The sequence below is a fragment of the Spirillospora sp. CA-294931 genome (assembly GCF_050946795.1).
Lineage (GTDB): Bacteria > Actinomycetota > Actinomycetes > Streptosporangiales > Streptosporangiaceae > Spirillospora.
This window is the reverse complement of record NZ_CP192006.1, coordinates 3322675-3334940: the sequence shown is the minus strand read 5'-3', so window position 1 is coordinate 3334940 and position 12266 is coordinate 3322675. Positions and strand designations below refer to the sequence as shown.

Here is a 12266-nt window from a genome sequence, read left to right as displayed (position 1 = left end):
GCGCCCCGCCCCGTCTCCCACCGCCGTAATGAACCTCGCGCTCCCCCTGGCAGGGGGAGCCTCCGCCTCATGGGGGACTCCCAGAACCCCCTAAGGAAGGGGACAGGACGCGCGGCCCGCCGCAGGTCGGCGGGCATGCGAAGGACCGCCGACCGCGCACGTGGGGGACTGGCGCGGCCGGCGGTCGCTGGAGGGGCTCAGGCCGCCGGGACGGTCTCGGCCGATCCGGCCGCCGGGGGGTGCGAGGGGTCGTCCCCCCACACCGGGACCGTGATGCCGAAGAGGTCGGCGGCGTTGCGCCAGGCGACGCTCTCGAACTCGCCGGGGCCGGTGAGCTCGGATTGGAGGATCTCGGTGATGGGCTTGATCTGGTCCATCAGCGGGGGCGCGTCCGTGCCGATGAGCATCCGGCCGGCGGTGAACGTGGCCAGGTTCGCGCGCACCTGGGCGGCGCTGGGGAAGGAGGTGTCGACGTACACGCGCTTGAGCGACTCGCTGGGGCTCGCCGTCCCCGGGGAGCCGTGCGGGCCGGACGGGGGCTGCCCCGGCCAGGGACGCATGGCGACGTCGAGCTTCTCGGGAAGGTGGGCGAGCCCACCCCCTCCCCCGGCGGCGATGAGGCGGAGCCCGGGGTGGCGCTCCAGCCAGCCCGCGCACACGATCGCCGCGATGCCCGCGGTGACGTCGCACGGCCGGACCAGGTGCTCGACCAGCCCGATGTGGCCCCCCATGTTGAGCGTCCCGACGGGCTCGGCGGGCGGGTGGACCAGCACCGGCGCCTCGAGCTCGGCGGCCAGGGCGAAGAAGTCCCCCGCGCCGGGGTCGCTGAGGTACCGGCCGTTCACGCTGGAGTTGACGATGAGGCCGACGAACCTCGGGTCGGCCATCAGGTCGGCGGCCTGCCGGAGCATCGCGTCGCCGCCGAACGGGTTCAGGTAGGCGTAGGCGCGCAGCGCGTCGGGGAACTTGGTGACCAGGTCCCCGATGGCCTCGTTGTAGGCGCGGACCTTGTCGACGGGCTGGGCGTAGTTCTCGGCGGCGGCGCCGGGGAGCATGGACCCGGCGCCGCAGGGACTCCCGATGACGGTGAGGTCGATGCCCTGCTCCCGCTTGGCCTCGATCGACCCTTCGGGGTCGAAGAGGCTGGGCGGGCCGAGACCCCCGGCGCCCGCCGCGGCCAGATGGCCGTGGACGTCGATCATCATGCGGTGGCCTCCTCGTCGGAGAAGTCGGCCCTGCGGGTGGTGACGTGGCGCATGAGGGCGCGGATGAAGAAGTCGCGGGCGCCCTCGGGACTGCTGGCGTCGCGCTCCTCCACCAGGTGCTCGGAGATCTCGCGCTCGACCCGCTGGATGGTGGGCTGCGCGGCCAGGTGCTGCATCAGGCCCGGCAGGCTGCCCTCGATCTCGATCATCCGGACGACCAGGTCGTCCTTCATGAAGATCGAGGTGTTGAGCAGCTTCGTGCCGTCCGGGGCCGTCCACTCCGGCGGCGCGTAGCCGGCCAGCAGCTCGGCGACCTTGTCCTGGGAGCCCGGCTTGATTTTGAACATGATGGCGTGACGTTCCATCGTCCTGGTCCTTTCACAGTGGCGGTATCGGGTTCGCGGCACAGTCAGACGAGCATCGCCGCGAGCGAGTAGCTGACGAACGCGCCCAGCGCGAACACGGTGCGGACGGTGTTGGCGCGGCACCAGCGGCCGCGCAGCTCGTCCCACTCGGCCGGGGCGTTCTCCGGGTCCCAGTCGGCGATCCGCTTGTTGATGGGCACGTTGCGGGTGTCGGAGATCACCGCGAGCATCACCGACATGGCGAGGCCCGCGCCGATCAGGACGCGGGAGGTGGTGGAGACGGACAGGAAGGCCAGCACCAGCGCCGTCGCCATCGTCACCCGGGTCACCCAGGGCAGCAGCGGGTCGAACCGGCGGTCCAGGAGCTGGTGCACCTGGACGTAGCGGTTGCCCGGCAGCGCCACCATGGTCGGGACGACGGCCCGCGCGACGGCGAACAGGGTGCCCGCCACGGTGCCGCTGCCGACGAGCACCAGCAGCGACAGGGTGTTCACCAGCATCGTGGACCCCTCTCAGGGCGGTTCAGAAATCGGTGTCGGTGATCAGGTCGAAGCTCTTGCGGTAGACGACCCGCTCGAAGGTCAGCCGCATGAAGATCTCGCGGAACTCGCACGAGACGGGGTGGTCCCACCGGCTGAGCGAGCCGATCGTGCGGGACCGCCGGACGATGGTGGTGGTGCGGGCCAGCCGCCGCCGCTCGTAGGCGGCCAGCGCGTCTTTGACGGAGCCGCTGACGGAATTGGCCTCCGTGACGCACTCGGCCAGCACCAGCGCGTCCTCGATGGACTGGCAGCCGCCCTGGCCGAGGTTGAAGGCCATCGGGTGCGCGGCGTCGCCCAGCAGGGTCACCGAGTCGGTGCTCCAGCGCGGGACGGGGTCGCGGTCGAAGATGGAGATGGGCGTGATGTCCTCCGGCGGCGTCGCGTCGATCAGCGCCGGCACCGGATGCGGCCAGCCGGAGAACTGCTCCCGGACGATCTCCCCGCCGGATCGTCCGAGCGAGTCCATGCGCCGGGCGACCTTGTCGCTGGTGATCGCGTCCCAGTAGACGAGGCCGTCGGCCAGCGGGTAGTAGACGAAGCGGCGGCCCCGGCCCCAGATGTTGACGAACACCCCGGGCTCGACGCCCGGGTCAGGGACGACGCCCTGCCAGGCCGTGTAACCGACATAGCGGGGCGGCGGCTCGTAGGGCATCAGCGCGGCCCGCACGGCCGAGCGGAGACCGTCCGCGCCGACCAGCAGGTCGGGACGCAACTCGTCCCCGCCGATCCGCGCGGTGGCGCCCTTGTCCTCGAACGTGACGCCGTCGCAGCGCGCGCCCAGCCGCAGGTCCTCCCCGACGGCCCCGACCAGCATCCGGTGCAGTTCCGGGCGGCTGACGGCGAACACGCCGACGCCGAGCCGCTCGGTCAGCTTCCCGACGGGCCAGCTGGCCAGGCGGCGCCCCCGCCACGACCGGAACTCCTGGGTGTGGATGGGGTGGCCGATGGCGGTGAGCCGGTCCTCCAGGCCGAGGTGGCGCAGCGCGCGGACCGCGTTGTGCCAGAGCATGAGGCCGCCGCCGCTCTGGATCCGGCTCAGGTCGGCGGCGCGCTCGTGGACGGTGACGTCCACGCCCGCCCGCCGCAGGGCGACACCGGCGGTGAGCCCGCCGATGCCGCCCCCGACGACGGCGGCCGCACCGATGCCGGTCGTCATGCGCGGACGCCCTCGGCGGTCGCGCGCAGCGGGTAGATGTGGCGCTCGACGCGTCCGGCCCAGTAGGGGCGCATCGGCGTGGTCGCCTCGCGGTGGACGGGGGCGTCCTCCCAGGCCAGGAACAGCTCGCGGCTCTCCCACTCGCTGAGCAGGATGTAGCCGCCGTCGCGGGTCTCGTCCCGCAGCAGCTCGTCGCGGACGTGGCCGGGGGTCCCGGCGACGGTCGCGGCCACCTTGGAGTAGGCGCTCTCGAAGGCCGTCGAGTCCTCGTTCTTCACGGTCGCGAGCACCATCACGCGCACGGTCATTTCGTGTTCTCCTCTCCCGCGGTGCGGGCGTCGACATGCTGGACGATCTGGTTCACGGTCATTTCGGCGGACTCGCGCAGCTCCCGGAGGCGCGCCGTGAGGCGGTCCTGCTCGGGGCTCTGCTCGAAGTCCCTGAAGGCGGCCAGGGTGGCCCAGTCGCTGGTGATGACGTAGACGCTGTCGCCGGGCTCGCGCAGCAGCGCCTGGCGCAGGTTGTGCGGGCTGCGGGCGGTCGCCTCGGCGACCTTGTCCCAGGCGCGCTCGAAGGCGTCCTCCGCGCCCGGCCGCACCCGCATCCGCAGGGTGGCGCGGATCATCAGATGCCCCCGTCCACGTTCAGGGTGGCGCCGTTGACATAGCCGGCGGCCTCGCTCAGCAGGAACATCACCGGCCCGGCCAGCTCGCCGGGGTCGGCGATGCGGGCGAGCCCGATCATGCCGGTGTAGCGGTCGCGGGCGGCCTGCGGGACGCCGCTCATCTGGTCGGTCTCCACCAGCCCGGGCGCCACCGCGTTCACGCGGATGCCGCGCGGCCCGAGCTCCTTGCACAGCGAGCGGGTGAGGCCGGTGACGCCCGACTTGGCGGCGGTGTAGTGCACCCGTCCCGGCATCCCGCGGGACGCGACGGCGGACCCGACGTTGACGATCGAGGCGCCGGGCACCAGCGAGTCGAGCGCGGCGCGGATGGTGAGGTACATGCCGGTGAGGTTGACGTTCAGGACCCGGTTCCACTCGTCGGGCTCCAGGTCCTCGATGGTCCGGTGGCTGACGACACCGGCGTTGTTGACGATGCCGTGCAGCGGGCCGAACCGGTCGACCGCCCGCTGGACCAGCGCGTCGACCTGCGCGGGCACCGCGACGTCGGTCTGGACGAGCAGGTGCTCGGCGCCGAGGTCGGCCAGTTCCTTGGCCAGCTCGTCGACGGCCGTGCTCGGATTGGCATGGCATGCGGTCACTTTGGCGCCCGCGTGGGCCAGCGCGAGCACGATGGCCCGTCCGATGCCGCGCGAGCCGCCGGTCACCAGGACATGACGGCCGTTCAGGATGAAGCCGGATTCCACGATGCGTCCCCTTCCGTCGGGTCGTCTCGGACGCTACGGGCCGCCGACCTGGGGCGTCTTCCTCCGGACGGCGGGGAAGGCGGCTCCCCCGCTCGGCGGTCACACCGCCCGCGCGGAGGATCCCGAGAGGGCGTCCACGCCGGTCGGACGGGCCTCACAGGGATCTCTGTGCCCTTTCCAAGCCCGGCGGTCCACACTGAGGGAATGGATAAGCCCGAGCTACGCATCCTGGTTGTCGACGACGAGCCCTACCTTGCCGATCTCGTGGCAACGGCCCTGCGGTATGAGGGGTATGTCTCCCAGGTCGCGGGGACCTGCGCCGAAGCGGTCACGCAGGTCAGCGACTTCAGGCCGGACCTCATCGTGCTGGACGTCATGCTGCCCGACGGGTCGGGGCTCGACACCTGTCAGCGCCTGCGCAGGGCGGGCTACGACGCCCCGGTGGTCTTCCTCACCGCGCGGGACGCCACCGAAGACAAGATCGCGGGGTTGACGGTGGGCGGCGACGACTACGTCACCAAGCCGTTCAGCCTGGAGGAGCTGGTCGCCAGGATCAGGGCCGTGCTGCGCCGGACGCTCAGCATCGGCACCGAGCAGGCCGTGCTCAGCTTCGCCGATCTGGAGATCGACGAGGACGCCTACGAGGTGCGGCGGCACGGCGAGCCGGTGGAGCTCACCCCGACCGAGTTCAAGCTGCTGCGCTACCTGGTGGTGAACTCCGGCCGCGTGCTCACCAAGCGGCAGATCCTCGACCACGTTTGGGACTACGACCACGGCGGCAACGACGGCGTCGTGCAGACCTATGTCAGCTACCTGCGCCGCAAGGTCGACGCGGTGCCCCCCGCCCTGATCCACACCGTCCCCCGGGTCGGCTACGTCCTGCGCCTCCCCAAAGAAGCCCGCTGACCCCGGCGAGAAGCCCCGGCCCCTTGGAAGGGAGGCCGGGGCTTCTCGCTTGGGTGGCGGGCTCCCACCTCGGAAACCCAGCCGTTCCCCGAGGAGCCGCGCCGCACCCACGTGGACACCGACGGCGAAGACCCCGGTGCGTCCCTGGTGGGGACGGCCGGGGTCTTCTTCCGCGGGGTGTGAGCCGCGCTCAGCCGACCGGCTTGAGCTCGGGTTCCGGCAGCTTCGCCGCCGGCTCGGAGGGCTTGACCCGCAGGACGGTGGCGGCCCAGCCGGGGAGCCACCAGTTCCAGCGGCCGAACATCGAGATCAGCGCGGGCACCAGGATGCCGCGGATCAGCGTGGCGTCCAGCAGGATGCCCAGGCCGAGCCCGGTCGCGAAGATCTTGATCTCGGTGATCGGCGCCGCGGCCATCGAGGCGAAGGCCAGGCAGAGGATCAGCGCCGCGCTGGTGACCAGGCGCCCGGTGCGGCCGAGCCCCTCGACGACGGCCTCGCGGGTGTCGCCGGTCCGGTCGTACTCCTCCCGGATGCGGGCCAGGATGAACACCTCGTAGTCCATCGACAGCCCGTACAGGAAGGCGAAGATCAGCGCGGGGACGAACGAGCCGATCGCGCCGGTCGCCGAGATGCCCCAGATCGCGTCGCTGCCGTGGCCCTGCTGCCAGATCAGCACGATCGATCCGAGCACCGCCGCCAGCGACAGCAGGTTCAGCAGCACCGCCTTCAGCGGCAGGACGATCGAGCGGAACGCCCTGGCCAGCAGCACGAAGGTGAGCAGCGAGATCAGCACGAGCATCAGCGGGAACGCGCCGTAGACCTGCTCGATGAAGTCGATGTCGTTGGCGGTGTCGCTGCCGACCTGGGTACCGGCGGGGACGGCCTCGCGGATGCGCTTGACGGTGTCCTTGCCGGCGACCGTGCCGCCCTCGTCGATCGGGATCGCCGTGACCAGCGCCGTCCCGCCCTGCCTCCAGTCGGCGCCCGCCGGGGCGACCGCCGTGCGCACGCCCTCGACCTGGGCGAGCTTGCTCGCCACCTGCTGCGGGTCGGTGCCCGGACGCACGAGCACGTCGATCGGGGTGAGCGTCCCGCTGGGGACGCCGGTCCGCTTCATGTCGGCCAGGCCCTGGTACGCGGGGCCCGACTTGGCCAGCGCCTGGCTCCCGGCCTCGCCGAGGTTGATGTTGAGCGAGGTCAGCGCGAGCGCGACCAGGATGCCGCCGGCCGCCAGGGCCGCCGGGACCCGGAAGCGGATGACGCCGCGGGTCCAGGCCGTCCAGGCGCGGCTGGCGCCCTTGTCCTTGCGGATCCGGGGCCAGTCCATCCGGCTGCCGACGGTCGCGAGCAGCAGCGGGAGAAGGGTGAGGGTGGCCAGCACGCTGACCGTCGGGATGATCATTCCGCCGTAGGCGACGCTGCGCAGGAACGGGACGGGCAGGACGAGCATGGCGATCAGGCCGATCGTCACGGCCACGCCGCTGAACACCACCGAGCGCCCGGCCGTGGCCATGGCCCGGTGGACCGCCTCCTCGCCCGAGTACCCCTTCGCGCGCTCCTCGCGCCACCGGGTGACCAGCAGCAGCGAGTAGTCGATCGCGATGCCCAGCCCGATCAGCGCGACCACGAACTGCACCATGAAGTTGATCTCGGTGATACTGGTGAGCCCGTAGACGACCAGGAACGAGCCGAGGATCGACACGATCGCGATGATCAGAGGGATGAAGGCCAGGAACGAACCGAACACGAACGCCAGCACCAGCAGCGCCCCGAGCCCGCCGACGAGGGTCTCGGTCAGCACGCTGACGCCGCCGCGTCCCTCGCCCTCGCCGAGCAGCTCCAGGCCGGTGACCCGGACCGTGCTGCCGGGCAGCTCAGCCTGGAGGGCGGCGGCCAGCGGCTTGCTCACGTCCGGCGGCTCGTCGGCCTCCGGCCCCGCGGGCAACCGGGCGAACGCCAGGCCGAACGTCGTGCGGCCGTCCGAGCCGACAAAGCGCTTGTCGCCGGTGTCCCCGTAAGACACCACGCGGGCGCCGGCCTTCTGCCCGGCGGACTGGAACGCCTTGGCGAGCGTCTCCTTGACCCCGGGGGAATCAACGGTCTGCCCGGCGGGCAGGGTGATCACCGGGACGGCGGGGGTCGCCTCGCCGCCGGTGCGGTAGATATCGGCGATCGCCTGGTTGGCGTCCCGCGCCGCCGAGCCGGGTGGCGCGAAGCCCTCGGCGAGACGGTCCTGGACCTGGGTGACCGCGAACGCCCCGGCGGCCGTGGCCGCGAGCCAGAGCATGGCCACGAGCAACTTGTGCCGTAGCACGAAACCAGAGAGTGTTTCCATGCACTCAAGTGCACCGGAGTCGTCTTCAGTCGATATGCGGGCGTTCTTAGAAGTCGCAGAGAATTGTGATCCACAGCATTCTCTAAGCGCCTCACAGCGTTTTCTAAGAGTTCGCTCAACTCCCCAGAAGATGGTGGAGTCAAACTGAGACCTGGCATCGTGGACACCGCGGGGCGATACGGGCCGACCAGGACGGGGGCGACGGTGTCACTGCGCAGGCGACTGATGATCACTTCGGTGGTGCTGGCGGCGCTGGCGCTGGTGCTCTCGGGCATCTCCACCTTCGCCGCGCTGCGCGACTGGCAGTCGCAGTCGCACGACCGGACCCTGTCGCAGATCGGCCGCCAGGCGGCCGAGGTCATCGGCGACAAGGGGCTGGTCACGGCCGCGGCGCCGCCCGACGACGTGAACGCCCTGTGGCGCTCGCAGGCCGTCAGCGGCGGCATCCCGTCCTTCTTCCAGATCCGCTCCGCCGACGACCGCGTCCTGCAGACCGTCCAGTACGGGGCGGCGCCCTCGCTGGACTCGCGGCCCAGGCCGGGACGGGTGAGCCGCGGCAACCCCGACGGCGAGCGCTTCTGGCGCCTGGACGGCGACGGCGAGAGTTCCAGCTTCAGCATCCGCACCGCCTGGCTCCCCGATGGGAACCGCTTCCTGATCATCGCGATCCGGACACCGCCGTCGGGCGACGTCGTCCCGCGCGTGGTCGGTTCCCTGACCGTCTTCGGCCTGGCGGCGCTGATCGGTGTGGCGATGCTCGCGGGCACCGCGGTCAAGCGCGGGCTGCGCCCGCTGGAGGCGATCGCCGACAAGGCGGGCGCCATCGGCGCGGGCGACCTGGCCCAGCGGGTCGACACCGTCGACCCGCGAACCGAGGTCGGACGGCTCGGCAAGGCGCTCAACGACATGCTCGGCCAGATCGAGGCCGCGTTCCGCGAGCGGATGGCGGCCGAGAACAAGCTGCGGCGGTTCGTGGCCGACGCCTCGCACGAGCTGCGGACGCCGGTGGCCACCGTGCGCGGTTACGCCGAGCTGTTCCGGCGCGGCGCGGCGTCCAGGCCCGAGGACCTGGGCAAGGCGATGGCGCGCATCGAGTCCGAGGCCGAGCGCATGGGCGTGCTGGTCGACGAGCTGCTGCTCCTGGCCCGGCTCGACCAGGGCCGCCCGCTGGAGCGCCGGCCCGTCGACCTGGCGGTGATCGCCGCGGAGACGGTCGCCGACGCCCGGGCGGTCGACCCCGCCAGGCCGCTGGAGCTGGAGGGCGAGGGCCCGCTGGTCGTCACCGGCGATTCCGACCGGCTCCGGCAGGTCGTGGTGAATCTGCTGGCGAACGTGCGGCAGCACACACCGCCGGGGACGGCGGCCACCGTGCGGCTGACCGCGGGGCCGGACCGGGCCGTGCTCGAAGTGGCCGACGAAGGACCGGGACTTTCGGAATCCGATGTCGACCGCGCCTTCGAACGGTTCTTCAGGGCCGGCTCGACCCGGGGCAAGGACAACGGCGGCGCGGGCCTCGGGCTTTCCATCGTCGCGGCGGTCGTGGAGGCCCACGGTGGCCAGGTCTCGATGCGTTCGGAGCCCGATTCGGGCGCGTGCGTCCGCGTGGTGCTTCCGCTCGGAGAGTTCCCGACCGTGGATGACGAGCAGGTGTAAGGCGCCCCACAATGGCCAATCGTGGCCAGCGTCTAAATGGTATCCGACCCCTGACTCTACACCGTATCCTTCCTTACGTGACTCATTGAGAACGACCACTCACACGACGCGAGATAACCATCAGCGTTTCATAGAATTAACTCAGAAAACGCTTGCAAAGGTTTTACCGCGTCAATAGTCTTTCGCGTGGGGTCCCAGAGAGGGCCCCACTGCGCGCGCTCCCCCGCCTCGCGCAACCAAGAGAATCTTTCGACCTTGAGCGCTCCCTTGGGGGGGGAAGTGACATCTCTGAAGATTTTTCACATTTCCTGGGATCCAGGCATGGGGGAAAATTTCGCACTGGGGGTAATCGTCGGTGCGATCGGCGTCCTCGGGTTTTCACTGGCCCGTCGCAGGCGTGATTCGCGCCACATTCTGGGGGCGTTGCGAAACGAACGCCGCCGCATCTCCCGAGAACTGCACGACACGGTGGGGCACGGGCTCGTCGTCATCGCGATGAACGCCCGCCGCCTCCCGGGAATCGCGCCGCAGGCGCAGGCCGTCGCCGACGCCATCGACGAGGCCGTCCACTCAACAATGGGCGAGGTCCGCCAGCTGATCGGCGAGCTCCGCCAGGGCGCGCCGCCGGTCGCCCCGGCACCGGTGGGACCGCTGCACCTGGCGATCGCCGACCTGGGCATCCACCTGCCGGACACCGAGTTCGGCATGACGGTCGACAACGCCGAGCGCGACGGGCACCTGCCCGCCGTCCGGCGCAACGCGGCGCTCCGGATCGTCCAGGAGAGCCTGACCAACGCCGTCAAGCACGGCTCCGGTCCGATCCAGGTCGCGGTCAGCTTCGGTGAGGAGAACCTCACCCTTTGCGTCAGCAACGGCACCGTCGCCTCCTGCGACGTCCGCCTGACCGACATCAGGCCGCTGTCCCCGCGGCGGCCGGGCAGTTACGGACTGATCGGCCTGCGCGAACGCGTCGCGCAGGTCAGCGGGACCTTCGAGTACGGGGTGCCTCCGGGGGGCGGCTTCCTGGTACGGGCCCGCATTCCCCTGGACGAGGTGGAGACGGCGCCCGCGGCGCCCGCCGCCACCATCGCCGATGCCGACGACAATGACGGGGATGTGACATGGATCCGATCCGCATCCTGATCGCGGACGACCAGCCGCTGGTCAGGGACGGGCTGAAGGCCACCTTCGAGGGCGTGCCCGAGATCGTGGCCGTGGGCGAGGCGTCCGACGGGGCCGAGGCCGTCCGGGGGGTGCGGGCCCACCTGCCCGACATCGTCCTGATGGACATCAACATGCCCCGCATGAACGGGCTCGACGCGACCCGCCAGATCTGCGGCGACGACCTGTACCGCAAGACCAAGGTCATCATCCTGACCATGTTCGACCAGGACGACTACCTGTTCGAGGCGCTGCGCATCGGGGCCAGCGGCTTCATCCTCAAGGACACCCCGACCCGGCGGCTGATCGAGGCGGTCAAGGAGGTCACCTCGGGCGAGGCCCTGCTGTCGCCGTCGGTCACCCGGCGGCTGATCTCGGAGTTCTCACGCAGGCCGGTGCTGGCGGCCGGTACGGCGGGCGCGCTGGACGGCCTCACCGACCGCGAGCGCGACGTCTTCAAGCTCCTGGTGCGCGGGCACACCAACGAGGAGATGGCCGCGATCCTCACGCTGCGGGCCAGCACGGTGAAATCCCATGTCCAGCACCTCTACCAGAAGCTCGGCGTCCGCGACCGCGTGCAAATAGTGATCTACGCGTACGAGAACGGTCTCGTCTAGCCGCGCATTCCGCTCCCCCGCGAGGATGAGCGCTCCCCTTTCCGGGGGAGAGGAATTCCCCTCCCCGCGCCGGGAGACGGTTCGCTTTCCGGTTCCTACATTCAAAGGAGGCATTGGCCGGTACCGGGAGCGAACCGCATGGTGACTCGACAGCCCTTTCAGGAAAGCGGGGCGGAATGGCCGGCCGGCCCGAGTGCCGGCCATTTGATCGCCGTGACCGAGCTGGATCTGCGCGCGGCCGTGGCGGCGGCGCGGCTGGCGTCCCTCACCGGCGACACGGTCACGGTGGCGCTGCTGATCGAGCCGCCCTGGGCGGTCTGCTTCGACCCGTCCGCCGCCGCCCGCTGGTTCGACGGCGAGATCGAGCTTGAGCTGTTCAGCCGGCTCTGCACGTTGATGGAGCCGTTCGGCGTCCGCTGGACGCTGGTGCCGTGCACCGGCGACCCGGTCCCCCGGGTCGCCGCGCTCGCCGAGCACAGCCCGCCCCGCTGGGTCTTCGTCCGCCGTCCGTCGCTGCGGCGGCGGCGGACCCGCCGCCTCGTCGGCGCCCTACGCGGCGAGCACGGCCTGCCCCTGTTCCTGGTCTGAGCGCGCGGTGCCCGCCGTGAGATCATCCCGGCATGGGCGGAGCGGTGCGGCTGCGGCCGGCCAGGCCGGACGAGGCCGGGTTCCTGAGCGCCCTCGCCCTGCGGTCCAAGGCCCACTGGGGCTATGACCGCGCCTTCCTCGAAGCCTGTCGCGGCGAGCTCACGCTGCCACCGGACGGCGTAGCCACGCGGCGCACCGTCGCGGCCGAACGGGACGGCCGGGTCGTCGGCCTGGCCACGCTGGAGGGCGAACCGCCGCACGGCGGGCTCGGGATGCTGTTCGTCGAGCCCGAGGAGATCGGCACCGGCACCGGACGGCTCCTGTACCGGCACGTGCTGGACGAGGCCGCGCGGCTCGGGTTCCACCGCCT

General features: G+C 71.2%; 13 protein-coding genes and 1 pseudogene. 6 read left to right on the top strand and 8 right to left on the bottom strand.

The genetic code is table 11. From position 1 onward, the window contains the following. Nucleotides 1-197 precede the first annotated feature (197 nt). Genes ACQPY4_RS14865 through ACQPY4_RS14835 form a run of 7 tightly spaced genes read right to left on the bottom strand, consistent with a single transcriptional unit; the run spans nucleotide 198 to nucleotide 4636 of the window. Nucleotides 198-1205 (bottom strand): amidohydrolase family protein, encoded by a 1008-nt coding sequence (locus tag ACQPY4_RS14865; RefSeq protein ID WP_433336586.1) that lies wholly within the window; start codon nucleotides 1203-1205, stop codon nucleotides 198-200. Continuing rightward, nucleotides 1202-1570: a TcmI family type II polyketide cyclase gene (locus ACQPY4_RS14860; protein WP_433336584.1), complete on the bottom strand. Its 369-nt coding sequence runs from the start codon at nucleotides 1568-1570 to the stop codon at nucleotides 1202-1204. Before ACQPY4_RS14860 ends, ACQPY4_RS14865 begins: the two co-directional genes overlap by 4 nt. Before the next feature lie 44 nt (nucleotides 1571-1614). Then, entirely contained in the window at nucleotides 1615-2070 is a 456-nt protein-coding gene (locus ACQPY4_RS14855) for an anthrone oxygenase family protein (RefSeq protein WP_433336582.1), read from the bottom strand. Between the two features lie 22 nt (nucleotides 2071-2092). Further along, nucleotides 2093-3268, bottom strand: a complete 1176-nt coding sequence (locus ACQPY4_RS14850; protein WP_433336580.1) for an FAD-dependent monooxygenase — start codon at nucleotides 3266-3268, stop codon at nucleotides 2093-2095. Then, complete coding sequence (locus ACQPY4_RS14845; RefSeq protein WP_433336578.1) at nucleotides 3265-3576, bottom strand: antibiotic biosynthesis monooxygenase family protein; 312 nt, start codon at nucleotides 3574-3576, stop codon at nucleotides 3265-3267. The genes ACQPY4_RS14850 and ACQPY4_RS14845 overlap by 4 nt, the downstream gene beginning before the upstream one ends. Continuing rightward, a complete protein-coding gene (locus tag ACQPY4_RS14840) occupies nucleotides 3573-3893 on the bottom strand; it encodes an antibiotic biosynthesis monooxygenase family protein (protein ID WP_433336576.1) in 321 nt (106 codons plus the stop codon). Before ACQPY4_RS14840 ends, ACQPY4_RS14845 begins: the two co-directional genes overlap by 4 nt. Then, a complete protein-coding gene (locus ACQPY4_RS14835) occupies nucleotides 3893-4636 on the bottom strand; it encodes an SDR family NAD(P)-dependent oxidoreductase (RefSeq protein ID WP_433336574.1) in 744 nt (247 codons plus the stop codon). The genes ACQPY4_RS14840 and ACQPY4_RS14835 overlap by 1 nt, the downstream gene beginning before the upstream one ends. A 204-nt stretch (nucleotides 4637-4840) precedes the next feature. On the opposite strand from ACQPY4_RS14835, the gene ACQPY4_RS14830 reads away from it, so the two are divergent. Next, a complete protein-coding gene (locus tag ACQPY4_RS14830) occupies nucleotides 4841-5542 on the top strand; it encodes a response regulator transcription factor (RefSeq protein ID WP_433336572.1) in 702 nt (233 codons plus the stop codon). Nucleotides 5543-5732: 190 nt separating this feature from the next. On the opposite strand, the gene ACQPY4_RS14825 is transcribed toward ACQPY4_RS14830, so the two are convergent. After that, on the bottom strand, nucleotides 5733-7877 hold the full coding sequence (locus ACQPY4_RS14825) for an MMPL family transporter (protein ID WP_433336570.1): 2145 nt from the start codon (nucleotides 7875-7877) through the stop codon (nucleotides 5733-5735). Nucleotides 7878-8102: 225 nt separating this feature from the next. Here ACQPY4_RS14825 and ACQPY4_RS14820 point away from each other — a divergent pair, with 225 nt between their 5' ends. The 5 genes and pseudogenes from ACQPY4_RS14820 to ACQPY4_RS14800 all read left to right on the top strand — a co-directional run. After that, nucleotides 8103-9530 (top strand): sensor histidine kinase, encoded by a 1428-nt coding sequence (locus ACQPY4_RS14820; protein WP_433336568.1) that lies wholly within the window; start codon nucleotides 8103-8105, stop codon nucleotides 9528-9530. A 423-nt stretch (nucleotides 9531-9953) separates the two neighbouring features. Beyond that, nucleotides 9954-10673: a sensor histidine kinase gene (locus ACQPY4_RS14815; protein WP_433336566.1), complete on the top strand. Its 720-nt coding sequence runs from the start codon at nucleotides 9954-9956 to the stop codon at nucleotides 10671-10673. Then, entirely contained in the window at nucleotides 10652-11308 is a 657-nt protein-coding gene (locus ACQPY4_RS14810) for a response regulator (RefSeq protein WP_433336564.1), read from the top strand. The genes ACQPY4_RS14815 and ACQPY4_RS14810 overlap by 22 nt, the downstream gene beginning before the upstream one ends. A gap of 213 nt (nucleotides 11309-11521) precedes the next feature. Next, complete coding sequence (locus tag ACQPY4_RS14805) at nucleotides 11522-11896, top strand: hypothetical protein (protein WP_433336562.1); 375 nt, start codon at nucleotides 11522-11524, stop codon at nucleotides 11894-11896. 32 nt (nucleotides 11897-11928) lie between these two features. After that, a pseudogene (locus tag ACQPY4_RS14800) lies at nucleotides 11929-12264 on the top strand (GNAT family N-acetyltransferase); the annotation flags it as partial. Nucleotides 12265-12266: the final 2 nt, after the last annotated feature.